The sequence below is a fragment of the Mycolicibacterium wolinskyi genome (genome assembly GCF_002101965.1).
Taxonomy (GTDB): Bacteria; Actinomycetota; Actinomycetes; order Mycobacteriales; family Mycobacteriaceae; genus Mycobacterium; species Mycobacterium wolinskyi.
Window position 1 is genome coordinate 90,365 of sequence record NZ_LQQA01000006.1, and the last position, 23,251, is coordinate 113,615.

Annotated in this window: 21 protein-coding genes, 1 tRNA gene, 1 other RNA gene and 1 pseudogene; 15 read left to right on the forward strand and 9 right to left on the reverse strand. The window is 67.1% G+C overall.

What is annotated here, in order from left to right; genetic code table 11:
* Positions 1-16 precede the first annotated feature (16 nt).
* On the reverse strand, positions 17-1,006 hold the full coding sequence (locus AWC31_RS04150) for a transketolase family protein (protein WP_085142989.1): 990 nt from the start codon (positions 1,004-1,006) through the stop codon (positions 17-19).
* A complete protein-coding gene (locus AWC31_RS04155; RefSeq protein ID WP_085142991.1) occupies positions 1,003-1,872 on the reverse strand; it encodes a transketolase in 870 nt (289 codons plus the stop codon). Before AWC31_RS04155 ends, AWC31_RS04150 begins: the two co-directional genes overlap by 4 nt.
* Before the next feature lie 94 nt (positions 1,873-1,966).
* Between AWC31_RS04155 and AWC31_RS04160 the strand changes: the two genes are divergently transcribed.
* The 7 genes from AWC31_RS04160 (at position 1,967) to AWC31_RS04190 (ending at position 9,921) form a co-directional block, all read left to right on the forward strand.
* On the forward strand, positions 1,967-2,770 hold the full coding sequence (locus AWC31_RS04160) for an IclR family transcriptional regulator (RefSeq protein WP_234816722.1): 804 nt from the start codon (positions 1,967-1,969) through the stop codon (positions 2,768-2,770).
* A gap of 71 nt (positions 2,771-2,841) precedes the next feature.
* A complete protein-coding gene (locus AWC31_RS04165) occupies positions 2,842-3,630 on the forward strand; it encodes an SDR family NAD(P)-dependent oxidoreductase (protein ID WP_234816723.1) in 789 nt (262 codons plus the stop codon).
* A 61-nt stretch (positions 3,631-3,691) separates the two neighbouring features.
* Positions 3,692-4,585 (forward strand): substrate-binding domain-containing protein, encoded by an 894-nt coding sequence (locus AWC31_RS04170; RefSeq protein WP_234816724.1) that lies wholly within the window; start codon positions 3,692-3,694, stop codon positions 4,583-4,585.
* Positions 4,586-4,590: 5 nt separating this feature from the next.
* Entirely contained in the window at positions 4,591-6,105 is a 1,515-nt protein-coding gene (locus AWC31_RS04175) for a sugar ABC transporter ATP-binding protein (protein WP_234816725.1), read from the forward strand.
* Positions 6,102-7,115 (forward strand): ABC transporter permease subunit, encoded by a 1,014-nt coding sequence (locus AWC31_RS04180; protein WP_085142997.1) that lies wholly within the window; start codon positions 6,102-6,104, stop codon positions 7,113-7,115. Before AWC31_RS04175 ends, AWC31_RS04180 begins: the two co-directional genes overlap by 4 nt.
* Entirely contained in the window at positions 7,112-8,158 is a 1,047-nt protein-coding gene (locus AWC31_RS04185) for an SDR family oxidoreductase (protein ID WP_234816726.1), read from the forward strand. Before AWC31_RS04180 ends, AWC31_RS04185 begins: the two co-directional genes overlap by 4 nt.
* A 20-nt stretch (positions 8,159-8,178) precedes the next feature.
* Positions 8,179-9,921 (forward strand): flavin-containing monooxygenase, encoded by a 1,743-nt coding sequence (locus tag AWC31_RS04190; protein ID WP_085143000.1) that lies wholly within the window; start codon positions 8,179-8,181, stop codon positions 9,919-9,921.
* Positions 9,922-9,930: 9 nt separating this feature from the next.
* On the opposite strand, the gene AWC31_RS04195 is transcribed toward AWC31_RS04190, so the two are convergent.
* The 3 genes from AWC31_RS04195 to AWC31_RS04205 form a co-directional block, all read right to left on the reverse strand.
* Positions 9,931-10,953: a S1C family serine protease gene (locus AWC31_RS04195; RefSeq protein WP_067851673.1), complete on the reverse strand. Its 1,023-nt coding sequence runs from the start codon at positions 10,951-10,953 to the stop codon at positions 9,931-9,933.
* Between the two features lie 44 nt (positions 10,954-10,997).
* Entirely contained in the window at positions 10,998-11,816 is an 819-nt protein-coding gene (gene lucA, locus AWC31_RS04200; protein WP_085143002.1) for a lipid uptake coordinator LucA, read from the reverse strand.
* 74 nt (positions 11,817-11,890) lie between these two features.
* Positions 11,891-11,976, reverse strand: a tRNA-Ser gene (locus AWC31_RS04205).
* Positions 11,977-12,045: 69 nt separating this feature from the next.
* Here AWC31_RS04205 and ffs point away from each other — a divergent pair.
* The 3 genes from ffs (at position 12,046) to AWC31_RS04220 (ending at position 15,436) form a co-directional block, all read left to right on the forward strand.
* Positions 12,046-12,140, forward strand: an RNA gene (ffs, locus tag AWC31_RS04210) — signal recognition particle sRNA small type.
* A gap of 45 nt (positions 12,141-12,185) precedes the next feature.
* Positions 12,186-13,463 (forward strand): aspartate aminotransferase type Ic, encoded by a 1,278-nt coding sequence (locus tag AWC31_RS04215; protein ID WP_085143003.1) that lies wholly within the window; start codon positions 12,186-12,188, stop codon positions 13,461-13,463.
* Between the two features lie 26 nt (positions 13,464-13,489).
* Positions 13,490-15,436: a DNA polymerase III subunits gamma/tau gene (locus AWC31_RS04220; protein WP_085143005.1), complete on the forward strand. Its 1,947-nt coding sequence runs from the start codon at positions 13,490-13,492 to the stop codon at positions 15,434-15,436.
* On the opposite strand, the pseudogene AWC31_RS04225 reads toward AWC31_RS04220, so the two are convergent.
* A pseudogene (locus AWC31_RS04225) lies at positions 15,433-15,815 on the reverse strand (PaaI family thioesterase). The gene AWC31_RS04220 and the pseudogene AWC31_RS04225 sit on opposite strands and share 4 nt — an antisense overlap.
* A 151-nt stretch (positions 15,816-15,966) precedes the next feature.
* On the opposite strand from AWC31_RS04225, the gene AWC31_RS04230 reads away from it, so the two are divergent.
* Positions 15,967-17,295 carry an aminotransferase-like domain-containing protein gene (locus tag AWC31_RS04230; protein WP_085143421.1) on the forward strand — a complete coding sequence of 443 codons (1,329 nt, stop codon included), beginning with the start codon at positions 15,967-15,969 and terminating at the stop codon, positions 17,293-17,295.
* A gap of 6 nt (positions 17,296-17,301) precedes the next feature.
* Here the strand turns inward: AWC31_RS04230 and AWC31_RS04235 are convergent, their stop codons facing one another.
* Positions 17,302-18,615, reverse strand: coding sequence for a class I SAM-dependent methyltransferase (locus AWC31_RS04235; RefSeq protein ID WP_085143007.1), 1,314 nt, complete (start codon positions 18,613-18,615; stop codon positions 17,302-17,304).
* Positions 18,612-20,012, reverse strand: a complete 1,401-nt coding sequence (locus AWC31_RS04240) for an FAD-binding oxidoreductase (RefSeq protein WP_085143009.1) — start codon at positions 20,010-20,012, stop codon at positions 18,612-18,614. The genes AWC31_RS04235 and AWC31_RS04240 overlap by 4 nt, the downstream gene beginning before the upstream one ends.
* A gap of 102 nt (positions 20,013-20,114) precedes the next feature.
* Between AWC31_RS04240 and AWC31_RS04245 the strand changes: the two genes are divergently transcribed.
* Positions 20,115-20,555 (forward strand): SRPBCC family protein, encoded by a 441-nt coding sequence (locus AWC31_RS04245; RefSeq protein WP_085143011.1) that lies wholly within the window; start codon positions 20,115-20,117, stop codon positions 20,553-20,555.
* Here the strand turns inward: AWC31_RS04245 and AWC31_RS04250 are convergent.
* Complete coding sequence (locus AWC31_RS04250) at positions 20,552-21,337, reverse strand: Rv3717 family N-acetylmuramoyl-L-alanine amidase (protein ID WP_067851687.1); 786 nt, start codon at positions 21,335-21,337, stop codon at positions 20,552-20,554. The two genes, AWC31_RS04245 and AWC31_RS04250, sit on opposite strands and share 4 nt — an antisense overlap.
* 102 nt (positions 21,338-21,439) lie before the next feature.
* Between AWC31_RS04250 and AWC31_RS04255 the strand changes: the two genes are divergently transcribed.
* The 3 genes from AWC31_RS04255 to AWC31_RS04265 all read left to right on the forward strand — a co-directional run bounded on the left by AWC31_RS04255 (position 21,440) and on the right by AWC31_RS04265 (position 23,238).
* Complete coding sequence (locus AWC31_RS04255) at positions 21,440-21,772, forward strand: YbaB/EbfC family nucleoid-associated protein (protein ID WP_067851689.1); 333 nt, start codon at positions 21,440-21,442, stop codon at positions 21,770-21,772.
* 11 nt (positions 21,773-21,783) lie between these two features.
* Positions 21,784-22,395, forward strand: a complete 612-nt coding sequence (recR, locus tag AWC31_RS04260) for a recombination mediator RecR (RefSeq protein WP_067851691.1) — start codon at positions 21,784-21,786, stop codon at positions 22,393-22,395.
* 129 nt (positions 22,396-22,524) lie between these two features.
* Entirely contained in the window at positions 22,525-23,238 is a 714-nt protein-coding gene (locus tag AWC31_RS04265) for an MBL fold metallo-hydrolase (protein ID WP_085143013.1), read from the forward strand.
* Positions 23,239-23,251 lie beyond the last annotated feature (13 nt).

Below are 23,251 nucleotides of genomic sequence, written 5' to 3' on the forward strand. Positions count from 1 at the left end.
GATTGATTGGAACAGGTCAAACCTTCACAGCCGCCTGTGCTGCTCTAACCACTCCATCGGTGTCGAGGCCGTAGTGCCGGTACAGATGCGTGGGCGGCCCGATCAGGGCGTACTCGTCGTCGATGCCGTGGCGCACGACCCGCGTCGGCAATCCGGCGGCCGCGACGACTTCCGCGACCGCCCCACCGAGACCGCCGAGCACGTTGTGTTCCTCGACAGTGAGGATGACGGCCGACCGATTCGCGGCAGCCAGGACTGCGACCTCGTCCAGCGGCTTGACGGTGTGCATGTCGAGCACGCCGACCGAAATGCCCTGTCCGCGAAGCTCTTCTGCGGCCTGCAGGCTCGGGTGGAGCATGGAACCGGTCGCGATGATGGTGAGGTCCGTGCCAGTGGAGTGTTCGATGGCCCGACCGATCTCGTAGCTCGCGTCGCCGCGGCGGTAGACGTCGGGGTCCTGGCCGCGACCGATGCGGAAATAGATCGGGCCGGGATACGTCGCCGCGGCTCGCAACGCCCAACTCAGCTGGGTCGCGTCGGCGGGGGCGATGACGGTCAGGCCCGCGATACTGCGCGTGATCGCGAGATCTTCCGTCGCGTGGTGTGACGTGCCGTAGAAGCCGAGGGTGATGCCGGCGTGGTGACCGATGAGCCGTACCCGCTGCTTGGTGTAGGCCACGTCGGTGCGGATCTGTTCGCAGGCAAGCAATGCCATGAACGACGCGAACGTGGCGACGTACGGTTGCAGGCCCGTGGTCGCCAACCCCGCCGCGGTGGAGACCATGTGCTGTTCGGAGATGCCGAATTGCACGTACTTGTCGGGGTGGCGCTCCTGGAATCGCACCAGCCCGTTGGAGTATTTGAGGTCGGCGGTGCCGACGACTATCGGGTGCCCTTCGTCGGCGAGGTCCGACAGCGTGTCGGCCAGCGCGTGCAGACCCGGCGCGCGCTCCAGAAGTGAGAGTAGATGCCAGGATTCGGGCTGCAGCCCGGGTGCGACGCTCACAGGTTGTTCCTCGAATCTTCCGATAGCTCTTGGATGGCGTTGAGTTCGTCCTGTTCGGCCAGCCAGCCGAGATGCCAGCCGAACTCGCTTTCCATATAGGAGATGCCCTTGCCCTTGACGGTGTGGGCGATGACCACGACGGGCTGAGTACGGACCGGGTCGTTGCTGACGGTGCGCAGCAGGTTCAGCAGCTCGGGTACATCGTGTCCGTCGACGTCGTGCACCTCCCAGCCGAAAGCGCGCCATTTGTCCGCCAGCGGTTCGATGCCGGTGACGCCGTCGATGTGCCCGTCGAGGGAATGCTCGTTGCGGTCGACGATCGCGATCAGATTCGAGACCTTGTGGTGGGCGGCGGCCAGTGCCGCTTCCCAGATCTGGCCCTCGTGCAGTTCTCCGTCGCCGAGCAAAACGTAGACGTTCGACGGCAGCTTCTGCATCCGGGTGCCGAGCGCGATGCCGGTGCCGGTCGACAGTGCGTGCCCGAGCGAGCCGCTGCTGAAGTCGATGCCGGGTATCCGGGTCATATCCGGATGGTCGCCGAACGCATTGCCGAGGCGGGTGTACTCGTCGAGCTCTGCCGCCGGGAAGAAATCCCAATCGGCCAGCAGCGGGTACAGCGTGGCTGCGGCGTGACCCTTGCCGAACAGGAACCGGTCACGCTGTGGCCAATCCGGTTCGCCACGGCGTAGCCGCATGACGCCGTAGTAGAGCGTCGCGAGGATCTCGGCGCACGAGAAGCCGGATGCGTAATGGCCGGTTTTGGCGATCGAGATGAGCCGAACGGTCTCCAACCGGGCGAAGCGCGCCCGATTCCGGATGCGTTCGACCAGCTCGGCGTCAGGCGGTGTGAGTGTTTCAGGCAACATGCTGCAGAAAATTATCAGTCAATGGACTTACTGTCCAGTGAGTGGAAATAAGCAGCTATTGGTCGCGTTGTCCACTGAGCGATAAATTTGGGTCATGCCGACGGATAAACCCGCTGAGAACTCGTTGATGCTGGTGCGGAAGGTCTCCGACCTCCTGGACTACCTGTCCCGCGGGGAGTCCTCGGCCGCCGACATTGCCGATGCCATCAACGAACCCCGTAGTTCCATCTATCGCCTGCTCTCCAGCCTGCAGACCGAGGGATTCGTCGAAGCGGGCAGCCGCCGCGGTCAGTACCGGCTGGGGTTCAAGCTGCTGTCGCTCGCCACAGCCGCGGTGTCGCGTTTCGATGAGCGCAAGTTCGCGCTGCCTGTCATGGAACGGCTGCATGACCTCACGGGAGAAACCGTGTTCCTGTGCGTGCCACGCAAAGACGACGCGGTCTGCATCGAGCGGATCGAGGGCATGCGCGTGCGATCACTGGCCCTGCAGCTGGGCGGTGCGCTGCCGCTGCACGCCGGCGCCGCGCCGCGCGCGATCCTCGCCCATCTCCCCGAAGCTCAATGGGACGCCTACATCGAGCGCAATGCACCGTTGCAGCGGTTCACCGATTCCACGCCGGTTGAGCCGGCTGAGCTGCGGGCGGTACTGACGCGCACTCGCGACGATGGACTCGCCGTCAGCGACCAGGACGTGACAGTGGGCGTCGCCGCGATCGGCGTGCCGATCACCGACTATCGCGGCCAGATCCGCGGTGCCTTGTCGATCAGTGGCATTCGGGAATCGATCCTGGGTGGCTCCTCGACGGCATGGCGCGAGGAGCTCATCCGCGGTGGCAGGGAGATCTCCGAGGCACTCGGCGCTGAACTCGCAAGCGAGGGTCTCGCCAACTTCGGTTGAGTTTTTATCACTCACTAGACAACATGTCTGCTGTGTGAGACTGTGTCTGCAGTCACAAGCAGTGGAGGTGGATGGTGAGTGGTGGGCTCGACGGCAAGGTCGCCGTCGTCACGGGTGCAGGCGGCGGCATCGGACTGGCGTGCGTGCGCGCGTTTCACGCCGCGGGCGCATGCGTGTTGGGCGCCGACATCGATACCGGCGGCCTGGCAGGCATCGGAGGCGAGAGGGTCCGCGAAGCGCGCGTGGATCTGCGGCACCCGGAGGATGCCGACGCGATGGTTCAGGCCGCGCTCGACGCGTTCGGCAGGCTCGACATCCTGGTAAACAACGCGTCGATCGCGCCGGTGCGCCAAGGCTTTCTCGCGACCACCGACGAGGACTGGCAGCGCACGCTCGAGCTCAACCTGCTCGGCTACATCCGTGCCGCCCGTGCGGCGATCCCGGCGCTGGAGCGCACGGGCGGCGGCGTGCTGATCCATGTGGCCAGTGAGGCCGCCCGCATGCCGAACCCACGGTTGCCGGACTACAGCGTCTCGAAGTCGGGCGTGCTGATGCTCTCGAAAGTGCTTGCCGCCGAGTTCACTTCGCAAGGAATCCGGTCAAATGTCGTGTCGCCGGCGTTCATCCGGTCACCGATCTACGACCGGCCGGGTGGCTTGGCCGACTCGCTTGCCGAGGAATTCGGGGTCGACAAGGAGACGGCGCTGCAGAAATACGTCGAACTCAACCGCATCCCGGTCGGCCGGCTCGGCACGGTCGACGAAGTCGCCTCGATGGTCACCTACCTCGCCACCGACGACGCCGCATTCATCTCCGGTTCGAACTTCAGCGTCGACGGCGGCGTCACGCCCGTCATCTGAATCCACCCTCGCCCAAACAAGGAACCCCATGAAGATTCAACGCATTACAGCCTTACTCGGTGTGAGCGTGACGGCAGTCGCGGTGCTCGCCGGATGCGCCACCGAAGCCGATTCGGGCAAGCCCACCATCGGCGTCACACTCAACGCCGCGTCCAATCCGTTCTTCCTCGCCGAGGGCAAGGCCATCGAGGAGGCGGCGGCCGAAGCCGGCGTGGAGGTCTCCGTGCAATACGCCAACGCCGATGTCGCCGTGCAGAGCGATCAGATCGACACGTTCATCCGGAAGAAAGTCGACTCGATCATCGTCGACGCCGTCGACTCCGACGGCGTCGGTCCGGCAGTGCTCCGGGCAACGCAGGCGAACATTCCGGTGGTGGCGATCGATGTGGCCGCCCCGGGTGCCGCGGCGACGGTGACCAGTGACAACGTGCAGGCCGGCCGCGATTCCTGTGCCTATCTATTCGACCAGCTCGGCGGCAAAGGCAAGGTCGCGATCGTCGATGGTTCAGCGGTCTCGGCGATCAGCGACCGGATGGACGGATGCCGGCAGGCCATCGAGAAGACACCCGGGATCGAGATCGTTGCCACCCAGCGGGCCGATCTGACCCGCGACAAGTCGATGAACGTCGCCAGCAACATCCTCACCGCTCATCCCGACATCCAGGGCTTCTTCGGGGTGAATGATCCCACCGCCGTTGGCATCTCGCTGGCCGCACAACAAAAGGGCAGCGCGGTCAAGGTGGTCGGCGTGGACGGCGCGCAACAGCTCACCGATCTGATCGGGCAGGGGCACATCATAGGCACTTCGGGGCAGGATCCCGCCAAGCTCGGGCAGACCGGCCTGGACCTCGCGGTCAAGCTCGCCAACGGCGAGCAGGTCAGTTCGGAGCCGCAACGCATTCCCACCTTCTTGGTCACCGCGGAGACCATCGGCGACTATCAGAAGTGGGGTTGACCAACGTGGCTCAACCAATCGCCGAGCTCGACGGCATCGCCAAGTCCTACAACGCCAACACGGTGTTGCGCGACGTGTCGCTGAAGCTGCTACCCGGCCGGGTGCATGTGCTGGCGGGGGAGAACGGTGCAGGCAAATCCACATTGATCAAAATTCTGTCGGGCGCGCAGCGCAGTGACAGCGGTCGTGTTCTCATCGACGGGCAGCCCGTCGAGCTCGCCGGGCCCCGCGACGCCCGGGCGCGCGGGGTTGCCGTCGTCCACCAGGAACTCAGCCTCGTCCCCGAGCTGACGGTCGCCGACAACATCGTGCTCGGTCGCGAGCCGCGGCGGCGCGGGGCACGCCTGGACCGGCGACGAGCGACCGGGGATGCCACCGCGGCGCTCGCCCTCATCGGCGCGAACATCGACTCGGGCGCGCGGGTTGCGACGCTGACCTCCGGTGAACAGCAGCTCGTCGAGATCGGACGCGCCCTGGCCGAACAACCCCGGCTGCTGATCCTCGACGAACCGACCGCGGCGCTCTCGCAACGCGAGGCCGACCGGCTGCTACAGATCGTGGCCGAGCTTCGCGATAGTGGCCTGGCCATTCTCTACATCAGCCACCGGATGGAGGAGATCGCCCGGATCGCAGACGAAGTCACAGTTCTGCGCGACGGCACCGTGACCGACCACATGCTGGCCGACGAGATGACCGAGGATCGGATCGTCACCTCGATGGTCGGCAGGCCGGTCCAGAATCTGTTCAGCCAAGCGACCGCCGCTGACCCCGACAACGTCCGGCTCCAGGTGCGCGGACTGTGCTCCGCGTCGATCGGCGCCGCCGACTTCGACGTGCACCGCGGCGAGGTTCTCGGCCTCGCCGGGATAGTGGGCGCCGGACGCAGCGAACTGTGCCGGCTCATCGCCGGCGTGGACGGGGCGGCCGGTGGTTCGGTGACCGTCGACGGCGAAACCGTCGAACTCCGTGGGATCGCCGGTGCCGCGTCGGCCGGAATCGCGATGTTGCCGGAAAGCCGCAAAACGCAAGGGCTCTTCCTCGACATGTCGATCGCCGACAATGTGTGCCTGGGCACCGCTTGCGGCCGTGAGCGTTTCGGGCGCACTACGCGTTCGAGTCGACGACGCGGGGCCAAACCGCTCACCGATGCGATGCGGGTGAAATCGACCGACCTCGACCAGCCGGTGGGGCAGCTCTCCGGTGGCAATCAGCAGAAGGTGCTGCTGGCCCGCTGTCTGGCCAAGCAGCCGAAAGTGCTGATCCTCGACGAGCCGACCCGTGGGGTGGATGTCGGCGCCAAGGCCGACATCTACGCGCTGATCGAGCAGGTGGCCCGCTCCGGCGTGGCCATCGTCCTGGTGTCCTCCGAATTGCCGGAGCTTCTCGGCCTGGCCGACCGGGTGCTGGTCATGCGCCAGGGCCGCGTCGTGGTTGCGCTGTCCGGAACAGAAGCCAACGAACACAACGTGATACGACACGCGACGGGCAGCGTTGCGAAGCCCATGGAGGTACAGTCATGACCCTCGACTATGCGCCACCGCCGACCACAGCCCGTCCGGCGAATACCGTAGGCCGGTTGCGCAGCGGAATGCTGTCGGCCGCAGACCGTCTCGGAGTGGCCGGGGCGCTGATCGCGCTGGTGCTTCTGTTCGCAGTCGTGGCACCGAATTTCGCCACACCGGACAACCTGCTCGACGTCGCACGGCAGATCTCGGTCACCGCGATCCTCGGCGCCGGGCTGACGTTCGTGATCATCACCGCAGGCATCGACCTCTCGGTGGGATCGGCTGTCGGTGTGACGGCTTTCGTCGGGGTGGCGCTGGCGCTCAACGGCTTTCCGGCGGCGCTTGCGATCCTCGGTGCGGTGCTCACAGGTGTCGTGATCGGTGCGGTCAACGGTCTGCTGGTCGCATGGGTGGGGCTCGCGTCGTTCATCGTCACCTTGGCTGCGCTGACGTACCTGCGCGGCATCACCTATGTCGGCACCGATGGCACGACGATGTTCTCCACCACCCTGAACTATGCGCGGTTGGGACACGGCTCGCTGCTCGGCATCCCGATTCCCGTGCTCATCATGGTCGCCGTGTTCGGGAGCGGTTGGTACGTGCTGAACCGCACGGTGTTCGGTCGCTGGGTGACCGCGGTCGGCGGGAACGCCGAAGCCGCCCGGTTGGCCGGAATCCCGGTCAAGCGCGTGCTGGTGAGTGTGTATATCATCTCGGGCCTCTGCGCCGCGATCGGCGGTGTGATCGCATCCGCCCGGCTGCAGAGTGCGGTCCCCGACCTCGGCGCCGGCTATGAACTGTCGGCCATCGCCGCCGTCGTGCTGGGCGGCACGTCGCTGATGGGCGGACGCGGTTCCCTTGTCGGCACCCTGATCGGCGCGGCCATCATCGGCGTCCTGATCAACGGCATGACGCTGCTGGACGTCTCGTCGTTCTACCAGCAGATCATTCAAGGCGTCGTGATCGTCCTCGCTGTCGCGCTGGACCGGCTACGCACACGCGGTGCCGCGAAGGAGGCTGCGTGAGAAAGATAATGATCGTCGGAGCACATGGAGTCATCGGTGGCGCGGTGGCACGGGCAGCGGCCGAACAGGGCCGCGATATCGTCACGGTCGCCCGGCGCGGGCCGGTGTCACACAACGGCGGCGTGCTCGGCGAGCACATCACCGTGGACCTGCTCGACCGCGACTCCACGGTGACCGCGTTGTCGACCCGAGCGGATATCGACAGCGTCGTTTTCGCCGCCTACATCGAGAAGCCGACGATGGCCGAGACGATCGCACCCAACGTGACCATGCTCGCGAATCTGCTCGACGGTTTGGCCGCACATCCGGTGCGACGGGTTGTGCTGATCGGTGGTGGCAAGTCGTACGGAGAGCATCTGGGTGGATACAAGACCCCGGCCAAGGAATCCGATCCTCGGTTTCTCGGCCCGATCTTCTACAACGACCAAGAGGATCTGCTCGTCGAACACGCGGAACGGCATGGCTATTCGTGGACGGTGCTGCGCCCCGATGCCGTCATCGGACCGAGTCTCGGATCTCCGATGAACATGCTGACCGGCGTTGCGGTGTACGCGACCATCTGCAAACACCTTGGGGTGCCGCTTCGGTTCCCCGGCACCAATGGGGCCTGGACGGCACTGCACCAGGCAACCGACGCCCGTGTGGTCGCCGACGCCACGCTGTGGGCGCTCGAGGCGTCGTCCGCCGAGAACGAGATCTTCAACGTCACCAACGGCGACCATTTCCGGTGGCAGCACCTGTGGGCGGAGATCGCCGCGGACTTCGGCATGGACACCGCTCCGCCGCAACCGATGTCGTTACAAGAGCAGATGGCCGACAAGGCCGCCGTCTGGAACCGGATCGTCACCCAGCACGGCCTTCTGCCTCTTTCGCTCGACCGCGCAGTGTCCTGGCCGTTCGTCGACGACTGGTTCGGCAACGACGGCGACATGGTGCAGAGCACCATCAAGATCCGGCAGGCCGGGTTCGGCGGCTGCCTCGACACCCATCAGAGCTTCATCGAGAACTTCGCCACGCTGCGGGCGCTCAACTTCATACCCTGATACACGGAGGCACGATAGATATGACCACCACTGTCGACGAGGCGCTGGATTGCCACGAGATCGCCGCCAACTGGCTGTCGCGGTTCGACGCCGCACTGACGCTCGGATCGATCGAATCCGAGGACCTCTTCGATGTCGGCTGTCTGTGGCGCGACATCGTCGCCTTCACCGGTGACCTACGCACATTTTCGGCCGGACGCATCGCCGCCGAGCTGACGGAACGGCAGGCAACCACCGCCGCCGCGAACTTTCGCATCGCGCCCGGCCACGTGGAACCACGCGTCGTCGAGCGCAACGGTCAGGACTGCATCGAAGCGATCGTCGCGTTCGACCTGCCGATCGGCTCGGGCATCGGCGTGGTACGTCTCGTCCCGACCGCCGACGGTGTCCACCGGGCGCGGAACCTGTTCACGATGCTCGACGGCCTCAGCGACCACCCCGAACGAATCGGTGCCAATCGCCCTACCGGCCAGGCTGATTCGTCGAAATTCGGCGGACCCAACTGGCTGGACCGCCGCATCGCGGCACGCTCGTACCTCGACCACGATCCGCAAGTGCTGATCGTCGGCGGCGGTCAGACCGGGCTGGCGCTCGCCGCCCGTCTCGGGCAGCTCGACGTCGATGCCCTCGTGATCGACACCCATGAACGCCCGGGCGACAACTGGCGCAATCGATACCATGCGCTGACGCTGCACAACGCGATCTGGCTCAACGACATGCCGTATCTGCCGTTCCCGCAGACATGGCCGGTGTTCGTGCCCAAGGACAAGCTCGCCGGCTGGTTCGAAACATACGTCGACGCAATGGAAATCAACTTCTGGGGCGGGTCGCGCTTCACCGGCGCAGAGTTCGATGAGCACACCGGTGTGTGGACGGCACGAATCCAGCGCAGCGACGGCGAGACACGCGTCGTCCATCCGCGCCATATCGTCCTCGCGACCGGTGTCAGCGGCATCCCATACGTGCCCGAGGTCCCTGGTCTCGATGAGTTCACCGGAGATGTGCTGCACTCCAGCAGTTACACCGACGCCGCCAGGTACACCGGCAAACACGTCGTGGTGATCGGAACCGGCAACAGCGCTCACGATGTCGCGCAGGATCTGCACGCCAACGGTGCCCGGGTGACCATGGTGCAGCGGAGTTCGACGACCGTGGTCAGCATCGATCCGAGCGCGGCAGCCGTCGACGAGTCGTATCTGACCGCGCCGACGCTCGAAGATTCGGATCTGATCGGGCTTTCGGTGCCCTATCCCGATCTGGTCACCGGCAGCCAGCAGATGACGGAACGGATCCGAGAGTTCGACAAGGAGCTCATCGCGGGCCTGGAGCGCATCGGATTCCGCACGGACTACGGCCACGATGACACCGGTCAGCAGATGAAGTTCATGCGCCGCGGTGGCGGGTACTACCTGAACGTGGGTTGCTCGGACCTCCTGATCTCCGGCGAGATCGGCTTGGTCCAGAACGCCGACATCGACCGCTTTGTCGCGGGCGGGGTGGCGATGCGTGACGGCTCGGTGCTGGCAGCCGATGCGGTCATCCTGGCCACCGGATTCCACGGCCAGCAGGAGAACGTACGCCGGCTCATGGGCGACGCCGTCGCCGATGCGATCGGGCCGGTGTGGGGTTACGACGACGAGGGCGAGCTGCGAAACATGTGGCGCCCGACCGCACAACCGGGTCTGTGGTTCTCCGCGGGGAACTTCCAGATGTGCCGCACGTATTCGAAGGTGCTCGCGCTGCAATTGCGGATGCAGCTGTAGGGCGCGCTCCTACGGCCCGGCGGCCAGCGTGGCCTTGCCGGTGCGTTCCTGCCCGGAGCGGTCCAGCCAGGTGAGGTCGATGACGTCACCGGGGTAGCGCCGGTCCAGCACGAGCGTGAGGGTGCGGGCCGAGTCGAGCGGCGTGCCGTCGATCACGGTGAGGGTGTCGCCGGGCATCAGGCCGGCGGCCTCGGCCGGGCCGCCGCGCAGCACGTCCTGGATGATCACGCCGGCGTTCTGGCGCGGTGCGGTGCGGACCCCGACGCCGAGGAGGGTCGGAGGTCCGATGTGCACGAGATCGGACGGGGTGCGGGAGCGGATCTGGCCTGCGACGGCCATCGCATCGTTGATCGGGATCGCGAACCCCTTGCCGCCCGGCCCCATCCGGAAGTTCACCGACGCGGCCGTCGTCATGCCGACCACCTGCCCGGCGCTGTTGACCACCGGGCCACCGGAATCACCGGCGCGAACCGGCGCGGCGAATTCGAACAGTCCGTTGAGTTCGTCGGTGCTTCCGGTCAGCTCGTCCTCGGCGTTGACCGTGCGGCCGAAGGCCGTGACGGTGCCGACCTCGCGGGTGAGCGGGGCGCCGGTGCCATGGGCATTGCCGAGCGCGACGACGGGTTCCCCTTCGGCGAGGGCGCGGGAATCGCCGATCGGTGCGACGGGCAGCCCGCCTGCCCCGCGCAACTGCAGCACCGCGATGTCGTTGCGCCGGTCGTACCCCACCAGGTCGGCCGCGAAAGACTGACCGGCGACCGTGGCGTTGATCGAGTTCGCGCCTTGGACGACGTGGTAGTTGGTGAGCACCTCGCCACCCGGCGACAGCACGATGCCCGTGCCGATGCCGTACGCCTGCTGGTAGTCGACGACGGTGTCGATCCGCGCTACCGCTGGCTCGACCTGAGCCGCGGCTGCGACCGGATCAGCCGGTGCGGCGGCGGCCGGTGCGGACGGGATGACCAGCGCCGCGGCGGTGGCGAATGCTGCCAGAAGTACTGACGTGACGGGTCGCGAGCGCAGTTTGCCCATGAACCCATCTTGGCTGTGAGTTCGCCCGCTGTCGACGCGCAGGGTCAGTCCTCGACCGCGACGCCGCCGCGGGAACGCCACCGCAACCTGGAGTTACCGCCCTTGTTCGACGGCCGGCGATTGCGCAGTTTGCCGTTCGAGTTCTTGTCCTCATCGGACGCACTGGACTCATCAGTCCCATCGTCCTCAGCCGTGTCGTCGGCGGTCTCAGCGGTCTTCTCTGCGGGGGTGTCGGTCTCTTCGGCCGTCACCTCGGCAGGCTTTTCCTCGCTCTCGTCCGCGTCGGTGGTGTCCTCGACCTCATCGGCCTCGGACTTCTCGGCCTCGTCCTTGTCGGCTTCGTCTGCCGGCTCTTCTTCGGTCTCGGTCTTCTCGTCGGTATTGCCGCGACCGCGGCGCTTGCCCGTCTCACGAACCTTGAGCGGTTTCGGCGGCGGCGGGGGCAACTCGGCGACGAACGCCAGGTAGAAGCCGAACACACCGAGCAGGGCCATGGCCGCGGCTGCGCCGTAGATGCCGAACAACCACGGTCCGGCGGTGTCGAGCGACAGCCAGATCTCGGAGATCGCGGTGCCGACGATCAGCAGGCCGGCCAGCACGTGCAGCACGATCGACCAAGACCGCAGCCGCAGCGCGAGCTGAGGGGTGCCGAACTCGGGACGCTGGGTCCGCTGCAGCGTGAACACCACGGGAAGCGCGGCCAGACCGATCAGCACACCGGTGACGATGCGCAGCACGAGCCCGACGGTCGGCGAGGTCTGGCCCATCAACTCGGGCCAGCGCGGGATGACGAAGAAGAAGTAGAGGCCTGCAGCGACGATTGAGAACGACGCGTGCCAGATCACCGCGACGGTGCGGCCCATACTCCTCCTCGGGTATCTATGGGCCGGGGTGCGACCGGGCTGGTGATCAGCAGGTCGCACCCCGGACCCGAGTGCGGAGGATAGGGGATTTGAACCCCTGAGGGCTATTAACCCAACCCGCGTTCCAGGCGAGCGCCATAGGCCACTAGGCGAATCCTCCGTCGGCAATGGTAACCGAAGCCGGGACCGCTCCCGTCCAGTCGGGGGCAGGGCAGGTACTACACTCACCCATGGACCCCGCGCGGCGTCCATCCTGTGAACTCCCCCAGGGCCGGAAGGCAGCAAGGGTCAATGGGCTCTGGCGGGTGCGCGGGGTCCCCTATTTTTGCCCGGTGATCTCCGGGGATCCGAACAGGTGAAAGGCGCGCGGTGTCGTTCCAGTCCCTCGGCCGCGACGATCTGCTCGCGCAGCACGAGCTCCAGCAACGCAACTATGCCGAGCTACAGGCAAAGAAGCTCAGCCTGGACCTGACCCGAGGCAAGCCCGCGCCCGCGCAGCTCGATCTGTCGAATGCGCTGCTCAGCCTGCCCGGGGAGGACTTCCGTGACCGTGACGGCACCGACACGCGCAACTACGGCGGGCTGCACGGCCTGCCCGAGCTCCGCGAGATCTTCGGCGAGCTGCTCGGCATCCCGGTGCAGAACCTGATCGCAGGCAACAACTCGAGCCTCGAGATGATGCACGACGTCGTGGTGTACTCACTGCTGCACGGTGGGGTGGATTCAGCGCGGCCGTGGAGCCAGGAGCCCATAGTCAAGTTCCTCTGCCCCGCACCCGGCTACGACCGGCACTTCGCGATCACCGAGTCGTTCGGGATCGAGATGATCCCCGTGCCGATGCGCGAGGACGGCCCCGACGTCGACCTCATCGAGGAACTCGTCGCCGCCGACCCGGCGATCAAGGGCATGTGGTGCGTGCCGGTGTACTCCAACCCGACCGGGGTCACGTTCTCCTGGGAATCCGTCCGCCGCCTGGTCCAGATGCGTACTGCGGCAAACGATTTCCGGTTGATGTGGGACAACGCGTACGCCGTCCACACGTTGACGCACGATTTCGTCCGCCAGGTCGACGTGCTGGGGCTGGCCGAGGCGGCCGGCAACCCGAACCGGCCGCTCGTGTTCGCGTCGACGTCGAAGATCACCTTCGCGGGTGCCGGCGTGAGCTTCCTGGGCGGCTCGCTGGGCAACATCGCTTGGTACCTGCAGCATGCGGGCAAGAAGTCGATCGGCCCGGACAAGGTCAACCAGCTGCGCCACCTCCGGTTCTTCGGCGACGCCGACGGTGTGCGCCTGCAGATGCAGCGCCACCGCGAGTTGATCGCGCCGAAGTTCGCCCTGGTGGCCGAGATCCTCGAGGACCGGCTGGGGGAGTCCAAGATCGCGTCGTGGACCGATCCCAAGGGCGGCTACTTCGTGAGCCTCGATGTGTGGCCGGGCACGGCCAAGCGCACGGTCGCACTGGCCAAGGACGCCGGCATCGCGGTGACCGAGGCCGGCTCGGCGTTCCCCTACCGGAAAGACCCGGAGGACAAGAACATCCGCATCGCGCCGACGTTCCCGTCGCTGCCCGATGTGCGCGAGGCGATCGACGGCCTGGCGACATGTGCACTGCTCGCGGCGACCGAGCACCTGCTGGGATCCGACTAGTCGGCATCGGTCGGTAGCCTTCTCCCGTGGCTCTCTACCGCAAGTATCGCCCGGCAACCTTCGCGGAAGTGGTTGGGCAGGAGCATGTCACCGAGCCGCTGTCGGTTGCTCTCACGGCGGGCCGCATCAACCACGCCTACCTGTTCTCCGGGCCGCGTGGCTGCGGTAAGACGTCTTCTGCACGCATCCTCGCGCGGTCGCTCAACTGCGAGCAGGGCCCAACGCCGACGCCGTGTGGGGTGTGCGATTCGTGTGTCGCCCTCGCGCCGAACGGTCCCGGCAATCTTGACGTCACCGAGCTCGACGCGGCCAGCCACGGCGGTGTGGACGACACCAGAGAATTGCGCGATCGTGCGTTCTTCACCCCCGCACAGTCGCGCTACCGCATCTTCATCATCGACGAAGCGCACATGGTCACCACGGCCGGCTTCAACGCGCTGCTCAAGATCGTCGAGGAGCCGCCCGAGCACCTGATCTTCGTGTTCGCCACCACCGAACCGGAAAAGGTGCTGCCGACCATCCGGTCGCGCACGCATCACTACCCGTTCCGGCTGCTGGCCCCGCGCACCATGCGGCCGTTGCTTGAGCGCATCTGCGCCGAGGAGAACGTCAACGTCGACGACGCGGTGTACCCGCTGGTCATCCGGGCCGGCGGCGGGTCACCGCGTGACACGCTGTCGGTGCTCGATCAGCTGCTGGCGGGTTCCGAACAGGGTGCCACCGGCAACCACATCACCTACCAACGCGCGCTCGCGCTGCTGGGCGCCACCGACATGGCGCTCATCGACGACGCCGTCGAGGCCCTGGCCGCGGGCGACGCGGCCGCGCTGTTCGGCGCCGTCGAAGCGGTCATCGACGCCGGGCACGACCCGCGGCGCTTCGCGACCGACCTCCTCGAGCGCTTCCGCGACCTGATCGTGCTGCAGGCCGTGCCCGACGCCGCGGCGCGCGGTGTGGTCGACGCCCCAGCCGACGTGCTGGACCGTATGCGGGATCAAGCGGCGCGGCTGGGTTCGGGGACGTTGACCCGCTACGCCGAGGTCGTCCACGCCGGGCTGGGGGAGATGCGCGGGGCGACCGCGCCGAGGTTGCTGCTCGAAGTGGTGTGTGCGCGGCTGCTGCTGCCGTCGGCCAGCGACACCGAATCAGCCTTGCTGCAGCGCATCGAACGCATCGAGACCCGCCTCGACATGTCGATCCCGGCCGGCGAAGCGCAAGCCGTCGCCCCGTCCACCGAGCCGGTCAAGACCTACACGCGGCGCAGCCAGACGCAGGCCCCCGAACCCGCACCGGCCCCACCGCCCGCTCCGCAGCCGCCACCGCCACCACCGCCTGCGCCGGAACCCGTGTCGGCGCCCATACCCGAACCCGACCCCGTGCCGGAGCCGGAGCCGACGCCGCCGCCACCACCGGAACCGACGCCGGAACCGGTGCCAGAACCGGCTCCCGAGCCGGTGCAGGCGTCAGCCACCCCCGGCGGCGAACCCAACGCCGCCGCCGTGCGTTCGATGTGGCCGACGGTGCGCGAGAAGGTGCGCGAACGCAGCCGCACCACCGAGGTCATGTTGTCGGGGGCGATCGTGCGTGCTGTCGAGGGCAAAACCCTTGTGCTGTCGCATGAATCACCGCCCCTGGCGAAGCGGCTCACCGAGTCGCGCAATGCCGACGTGATCCGGGACGCGCTCAAGGATGCGCTCGGCGTCGACTGGCAGATCCGGTGTGAGGTCGGCACCGCGGAGCCCGTCGCGGCCCCGCCGCCGCGCGCCAGCAAGCCCCCGCCACGCATCCCCAGCCGGCCGGGCCGTTCCATCCCCGAGCCGGAACCGGCGCCGGACCCCGAACCGCCCGTGGATGACGAGGAAGAGATGCTCGCCGAGGCCGGGCAGAGTGAGGCCGGGCCGCGTCGCGACCCGGAAGAGGTTGCGCTCGAGCTGCTGCAGAACGAACTGGGTGCGCGAAAGATCGAGAGCTAGCGCCCGGCGGCCTGCGCGCCGCGCAGTGTCATCACGGTGCTGGTGACGGTTGCGGCCGTCTTGCCGTCCCCGCGGACGATGTCACACGTGTAGTGGGTGATGGTCCGGCCGGAGTGCGCGGGCCGCGCGGTGGCGACGAGGACATCGGCCCACACCGGCCGCAGGAATGTCGCCCTGATGTCGATGCTCGTGAACGATTCGCCGGGCTGCACGAGCGTGGAATGGGCGGTGCCGATCGCGGCGTCGGCCAACTCGACGAGAAACCCTGCTGATTGCCGTGCCGGGCGGGATCGGTCTCGACGCGGATGGCCGCGGTTCCCGGGCCGATGTCGGCGACCGCGAACGCGAGAAGCTCGGAGATGGCGGTCGGGTAGCGCATATGTGTGCGGTCGTCGGCCCGTAGCGTCCCGGCGATCAGCCTTTGCAAGTACTCCAGCACGGGCAGCGTCGTATCAGTCGTCGTCACAGGGTGGACTGTAGGGACGGCAAAATGATGCAATCAACAAATTGTCCTAGATACAGGGGTGGCGGTGCGGGCCGAGCGGTATCGACTGATCGCGCAGGACTTCGCGACGGCCATTCGCGACGGGACGATCCCCGCGGGCACCCGGCTGCCGACACATCGTGAGCTGGCCGCGAAGTACGGGGTTGCGCTGGCCACCGCGACCAAGGTCTACCGCGAGCTCGCATCGACGGGCCTCGTGGTCGGCGAGCGGGGCCGCGGCACATTCGTGCGTGACCTCAGCGGCTTCGGCGGACTCGATTCGCGCCGGCTTCCGATCGGCGCGCGGATCGCCGACCTGTCCTTCAACCAGCCGCTTGCCCCGGGACAGGACGACCAGCTCCGGCACGCGCTGCGCGAACTCGCCGCCGAAGGCGATCTCACGTCGTTGCTCACGCAGCATCCGCCCGGCGGTCGCGGCGCCGACCGCGCAACGGTCGCCGAGTATCTGCGGACCGTGGGAGTCGACACGGGCCGGGACGACGTGGTCGTCACGTCGGGCGCGCAACACGCTCTCGACGCCGTCATCGCCGGCGTCGTACCGGCGGGGCGGGCGATCGCGGTGGACGCGCTCACATATCCGGGGCTGAAGCTCATCGCCGACACCCGGCGCGTCGAGCTCGTGCCGGTGGGCGTGACGGCGGCCGGTACCGACGTCGATGATCTAGACGCGTTGTGCCGGGCACGCGCCGTCGCCGCCATCTACCTCGTGCCGACGCTGCACAACCCGCTCGGCTTCGTGCTCGACGAAGCCGCCCGAACCCGGATCGTCGACATCGCACGGCGCCATGACTGCCTGCTCATCGAGGACTCGACGTACGCCTTTCTGGAACCGGGTGCGCCGCCACCACTGCACACACTCGCCCCGGAGCGGACCTTCCACGTCGGCAGCCTGTCGAAGAACCTGGCCACCGGGCTGCGCTTCGGCTACGTCGCGCCCCCCGCCCGGCAGCGGGATGCGGTGAAACGCGTTCTGCGCGCATCGCATTGGGGGACATCCGGCATCGTCACCGCACTCGCGACCCGATTGCTCGCCGATGGCACCGTGGAACGCCTGCAGGCGCAGCGTCGCGCCGACGCGCGCCGCCGCCAGCTCATCGCCGCACGGGAGCTGACCGACCTCGGCTACCACGCACATCCCAGCGCCTACTGGGGCTGGCTGACACTGCCCGACGACATCAGGGCCGACATCGTCGCCCATCGGCTGGCCGACAGCGGCGTCCTGGTCTCCACCGCGGACGCCTTCGCGGTCGCGCCCAACCCACCGAACGCGTTGCGCATCGCGCTCGCCAACCCGCCGCTCGCCGAACTGGACGCGGTGCTGCGCACCATTCGTGGTGCGGTCCGGGTGATCTGACCCGGTCTACGGCTCCCACCACGGGCGCAGCGGCAGCCCGCCGTCGTGGCCGTGCTCGTCGAGCTTGACCGCCAGGACCTGGTGCAGCTGAACCACATTCGTCTCGAAGCCCAGCCGTGAGCCGGCCATGTACAGGCCCCACACCTTCGCGGTGGGCAAGCCCACCTCGGCGACCGCCTCGTCCCAGTGCTCGACGAGATTCGCGCACCAGTCGCGCAGCGTCATCGCGTAGTGGTGGCGCAGGTTCTCCTCGTGCAGCACTTCGAGGCCGACATCCTGCACCTCGGTGATGATGCGGCCCGAACCCGTGAGCTCACCGTCGGGGAACACGTAGCGGTCGATGAATCCACCGGCCGCCGCGCCGGTCCGGTTGTCGTGGCGGGTGATGCAGTGGTTGAGCAGCAGGGCTCCCGTGCGCATCTTCGACTTCAGGAAACCAAAGTACGACGGGTAGTTGTGGACGCCGATGTGCTCGGTCAGACCGATCGAGGACACCGCGTCGAAACCGGTTTCGACGATGTCGCGGTAGTCGCCGTGGCGCACCTCGGCCAATTCGCCGAGACCCTCCTCGGCGATGGCTTTCTGGGCCCAGGTCGCCTGCTCACGCGACAGCGTGACACCCAGCGCCTTGACACCGTGCCGCGCCGCGTAGCGCACCATGCCGCCCCAGCCGCAGCCCACGTCGAGCAGGCGGTCGCCGGGCTGCAGGCGCAGCTTGTCGAACACGAGCCGGTACTTGTTGTCCTGCGCCTCCTCGAGCGTGGCGTCGGCGGTGGGGTAGCACGCGCACGTGTAGGTCATCGACGGGCCCAGCACCCACTCGTAGAAGGTGTTCGACACGTCGTAGTGGTGGTGGATCGCCTCGGCGTCGCGGGTTTTGCTGTGCCGCAAACCCTCCACCACCCGACGCCACCGTGGCAGTGCTTCCTGCGGCGGCGGGGCGATCGGCACGAGGTGTTCGAACCCGATGGACCGCACGATGTTGGCCAGCACCCGGGCGGGCGGGCGTTTGAAGTTCATCTTGTCGGCCAGTGCGCACAACAGCGGATACGGGTCGCCCGGATGCACACCGTGGGTATCCAGGTCGCCGGAGATGTAGGCACGGGCGAGCCCCAGATCGCCTGGCGCGGTGGCCAGATACGTCGTGCCGCGCGGGCTCTTGAGGTCCAGCCCGAGCGTCGCATCGTCGGGACCGGCCGAACTACCGTCGTACGCGGTGAATTTCAGCGGCAACTGGCCCGCGGCGAAAATCTCCAGAATCTCGGCCAGGCTCAGCTTCCGGTCAGAAGCATGGGCCGCGTTTTCTTTGAATGTCGTCATTGCCGTTGCACCGCCTTCGAATACAGGTCCAGGAGACGTGAATCGGGGTCGTACATCTTCTTCACGGTCTTGTAGGCCTCACCGCCGTACAGATCGTCGAACTGCTCCCGGGAATAAAAAGCATCGGAGTACAGCGATTTATGCCCCTCGAGTTCGTCGACCTTCCGTTCGATGCGGCGGTTCGTGTAACCCTCCTCTGGGCCGACGGGCACCGACGACCAGAAGCCGACGTTGACGTAGGTGTGGTGGGCGCGCAGCGGGTACAGCGGCCATGCCGCACCCTGGTTGCTGTCGTCGCGCAAGCGCAGTGGACACAACCAGAGTGGCTCGATCGGCACGTTTTCCAAGAACCAGTCGAGGAATTCGACACACCGTTCGATGGGCACCTCGATGTCCTGCACCACCCGTTCCCGCGGTGGGCGCCCATGTCGTTTCTCGATGCGGTCGGCGATGTTGAACCGCTGGTCGTAGCCGATCAGCTTCCAGTAGAAACTGCTGCGCCGGTAGCGCCGCGGCCAGAACCGCCGGATCAGCGGATGTTGTGCGCCGAATGCGCGCGAGCACCAGAACCAGTCGGTATCCCACCGCCACAGGTAGTCGTGGATCGTGAGGCGGTCGTGCTTCTCGGCACCGTTGCCGCCAGGATGCTGAATGGACCGGTAGTAGATCTGTTGACCCGTGTAATCGCTGACGGGCCCTGCGGTTTTGGTCTTGAAGCCAACGCACAGGTAACTCTCAGCGGCGCTGAAGACCACGCCGTCGAGGTAGTCGACGCGCTCACCGTTCAACCCGCCCGTCTCGATGATGCGGTCCATCGTCGAGATCAGGTCGGTGAGTGTGTGAAAACGCAAGTGCCGCAATGCGACAAACGGGGTTACCGGTTCGAGCTCGATCCGCAGTCTCGGCGAATAGCCAAGCGTTCCGTAGGAATTCGGGAATGCGCGGAACAGGTCGGTGTTCTGGTGCGGCGACGCGGTGACGATTTCACCTGAGCCCGTCAGAATGTCCATCTCCAGGACACTTTCGTGCGGCAGGCCGTTACGGAAAGACGTCGACTCGATGCCGAGCCCGGTGACCGCGCCGCCCAGCGTGATGGTCTTGAGTTGGGGCACCACCAGCGGAGCCAGCCCGTACGGGAGCGTTGCCGCAACCAGATCCTCGTAGGTGCACATGCCGGCCACGTCCGCGGTCTGAGCTACCGCGTCGACACCGATCACGCCGGTCAAACCCGAGGTGTCGAGGCCTTTTGCGGTGCTTTTGGCCCGCTTCCGGAACAGATTGGACGTCGGTTTGGCAAGCCGCACTGTCGCGGTGGGCGGTATGGCGCGATAGCTATCGAGAAGCCGCTCTACCCCCGCAGCGTGGACAGCTTGTGCGTCAGTCGAAGCAACAGACACACATATACGCTAGTCGGCGGTTGCACCCGATGCGACCGCAGTAACCCAAATATGCCCGGGTTGATACCCCGTAGCATTCTCTCGCACAAGGAGTTTTCACCCATGGGACAGGTCAGCGCGGTCAGTACCGTATTGATCAACGCCGATCCGGCCGCGGTGCTCGCAGCGATCGCCGACTACCAGACCGTGCGCCCGAAGATCCTTTCCTCGCACTACAGCGGCTATCAGGTGCTCGAGGGCGGGCAGGGCGCAGGCACCGTCGTCACCTGGAAGCTGCAGGCCACCAAGTCCCGCGTACGCGACGTCAAGGCGACCGTCGACGTGGCCGGGCACACAGTCATCGAGAAGGACGCCAATTCGACACTCGTGTCGAACTGGACGGTCGCGCCCGCGGGCACCGGGTCGACGGTCAACCTGAAGACCAGCTGGACCGGAGCCGGCGGCGTCAAGGGCTTCTTCGAGAAGACGTTCGCACCGCTGGGGCTGCGCAAGATCCAGGATGAGGTGCTGGCGAATCTCAAGAAGGAGCTCGAGGGCGCTTAGCGCGCCGGGGCGGCGGCGGTCTGCGAGCCGAGGTAACCGACGATGCCCCGGGCGATCGCGTCGGCGTACTTCTGGCGGCCCTCCGGCGACTTCATCAACGCGGAGTCGACCGGGTTCTTCATGTTGCCGCACTCGACCAGGATGGACGGGAACTGAGCCAGGTTGAGCCCGGCGATGTCCGAGCGGGCATCCAGCCCGCCCGAGCCGATGTAGGTCGCCGGGGGTATGCCCGAGGCCGACAGTTGGTCGCGCATGGTCTTCGCGAACTGCACGGACGGTCCGGCCTGCACCTGGTTGAGCGGCGGCGACGAGTAGAGCACGTGGAAGCCGCGGCCGTTGGCCGGACCGCCGTCGGCGTGGATCGACACGACGGCATTCGGCCGCAAGGAGTTGGCCATCGCGGCGCGCTCGTCGACACAGGGGCCGAGGGCGTTGTCGTTACCGCGCGACATCGCGGTCCGGACGCCGAGCGCGGTCAGCGCGGCCCGGACGCGCAGCGTGGTGTCCCAGGTGAAGGTGTGCTCGGGATAGCCGTCCGCGGTCGAGGTGCCGCTCTCCTGGCAGTTCTTGGTGCCGCCGCGGCCCGTCGGGACCTGTCTGCTGATCGAGGCGTCGTTGGCGCCGTTGTGCCCGGGATCGAGGAACACGATCATCCCGGCGACGTTCGGGGCGGCATTCGCCAGTGGACTGTTCACGAGGGCGGGCGCAGTCACGGCGATGAGCACACTCGATACCACCGCGGCGCCGACACGCAGGCAGGCTGGGACTCGCACGGCCGCCACCGTAGCCCGCGCGCCGACTAGGCTGAAAGGCCAAACCGCCACCGACGGGCGAGAGCAACCAAGTCGAGACCAGGTCGCAACGAATACGTGAAGGGGACTGTCATGCAACCCGGAGGCACGCCCGATATGTCGGCACTCCTCGCGCAGGCGCAGCAGGTGCAGCAACAGCTCATGGAGGCGCAGGAGGCGCTGGCCAACTCCGAGGTGCAGGGCCAGGCCGGCGGCGGGCTGGTTCAGGTCACCGTGAAAGGCAGCGGCGAGGTGGTCGCCGTGCGCATCGATCCCAAGGTCGTCGATCCGAACGACGTCGAAACCCTGCAGGACCTGATCGTCGGCGCGCTGGCCGACGCGTCCAAGCAGGTGACAATCCTCGCGCAGAGCCGGCTCGGTCCGCTGGCCGGCGGTCTCTCCGGCTTCGGTATCCCGGGGGTCTGAGTTGTACCGCAATGTTTGAGGGTCCCGTCCAGGATCTGATCGACGAGCTCGGCAAGCTGCCCGGCATCGGGCCCAAGAGTGCGCAGCGGATCGCCTTTCACCTGCTGTCGGTCGAGCCACCCGACATCGACCGGCTGACGGCCGTGCTCGGCCGCATCCGCGACGGTGTCACGTTCTGTGCGGTGTGCGGCAACGTGTCCGACGACGAACGCTGCCGCATCTGCAGCGACCCGCGTCGTGACGCCTCACTGGTGTGTGTCGTCGAGGAACCCAAGGACGTGCAGGCCGTCGAACGCACCCGGGAGTTCCGCGGCCGCTACCACGTGCTCGGCGGGGCACTGGACCCGTTGTCGGGCATCGGGCCAGAGCAACTGCGCATCCGCGAGCTGCTCAACCGGATCGGGGAACGCGTCGATGGCGTCGACGTCGCCGAGGTGATCATCGCGACCGACCCCAACACCGAAGGCGAGGCCACCGCCACGTATCTGGTGCGGATGCTGCGCGACATCCCGGGCCTCACGGTCACGCGGATCGCGTCCGGGCTGCCCATGGGCGGCGATCTGGAGTTCGCCGACGAGCTGACGCTGGGCCGCGCCCTGGCGGGCCGCCGCGCGATGGCCTGATTCGCGGCTCAGCCGCGGTGGCCTGATTCGCGGCTCAGCCGCGGTGGCCTGATTCGCGGGGACTGAGGGATTTCGGCGAGAGCGAAACGCCTCGACCGTGACGGGTCATGATCACTACCGTCGGGTGTCATGGCCGACCTTCTCCAGCTGACGCCCTCGTTGTACCGGCTGCGCATCCCCGGCGGCCAGGCACATCTGCTCAACAGCTACCTGTGGCTGGAGCCGGACGGTGTCACGCTCATCGACACCGGCTGGCCCGGCAGCGCAGGCTTGATCGCCGAAGCGCTGGCCGCGCTCGGCATGCGCCGCCTGCACGTGAAGCGCATCGTGCTCACGCATTTCCACGAGGACCATTGCGGGTCCGCCGCCGAGATCGCGGACTGGGCTGACATCGAGGTGGTCGCGGGGGCCGGCGACGCCTCGTATGTTCGCGGCGACGAACCCGGCCCGCTGCCCTTGCTGACCGACCGCGAGCGCGAGATCCGCCCGGACCTCGACGCCTCACCGCACGGCCCGGCGTGCCGGGTCGATCGCGCGGTGCGCGACGGCGATGTGCTCGACTTCGCGGGAGGGACACGGGTTATCGGCGTGCCGGGCCACACGCCGGGCAGCATCGCGCTGTATCTGCCCGCCGCCGACGCGGTTCTCACGGGCGATACCGTCGCCGAGTTCCACGGGCAGGTCATCCTCGGCGTCTTCAACACCGACCGTCAGGCCGCCGTCCAGTCGCTGGCTCGGATCGCCGCGACCGGTGCGCAGATCGCGGGCTTCGGCCACGGCGAAGCGGTGCTGACCGACGCGGCCGCGCGCATAGCGGCGGCGACGGATCCGTTCGCGGCCTGACCGCCGCGAGAGC

Coding starts and splice junctions, on each gene's coding strand:
- AWC31_RS04190 (WP_085143000.1), top strand. CDS start 8,179: ATGACCACCACTGTCGACGAGGCGCTGGATTGCCACGAGATCGCCGCC.
- AWC31_RS04245 (WP_085143011.1), top strand. CDS start 20,115: ATGGGACAGGTCAGCGCGGTCAGTACCGTATTGATCAACGCCGATCCG.
- recR (WP_067851691.1), top strand. CDS start 21,784: ATGTTTGAGGGTCCCGTCCAGGATCTGATCGACGAGCTCGGCAAGCTG.
- AWC31_RS04265 (WP_085143013.1), top strand. CDS start 22,525: ATGGCCGACCTTCTCCAGCTGACGCCCTCGTTGTACCGGCTGCGCATC.
- AWC31_RS04195 (WP_067851673.1), bottom strand. CDS start 10,953: ATGGGCAAACTGCGCTCGCGACCCGTCACGTCAGTACTTCTGGCAGCA.
- AWC31_RS04155 (WP_085142991.1), bottom strand. CDS start 1,872: ATGTTGCCTGAAACACTCACACCGCCTGACGCCGAGCTGGTCGAACGC.
- AWC31_RS04255 (WP_067851689.1), top strand. CDS start 21,440: ATGCAACCCGGAGGCACGCCCGATATGTCGGCACTCCTCGCGCAGGCG.
- AWC31_RS04165 (WP_234816723.1), top strand. CDS start 2,842: ATGGTGAGTGGTGGGCTCGACGGCAAGGTCGCCGTCGTCACGGGTGCA.
- lucA (WP_085143002.1), bottom strand. CDS start 11,816: ATGGGCCGCACCGTCGCGGTGATCTGGCACGCGTCGTTCTCAATCGTC.
- AWC31_RS04160 (WP_234816722.1), top strand. CDS start 1,967: ATGCCGACGGATAAACCCGCTGAGAACTCGTTGATGCTGGTGCGGAAG.
- AWC31_RS04235 (WP_085143007.1), bottom strand. CDS start 18,615: ATGACGACATTCAAAGAAAACGCGGCCCATGCTTCTGACCGGAAGCTG.
- AWC31_RS04180 (WP_085142997.1), top strand. CDS start 6,102: ATGACCCTCGACTATGCGCCACCGCCGACCACAGCCCGTCCGGCGAAT.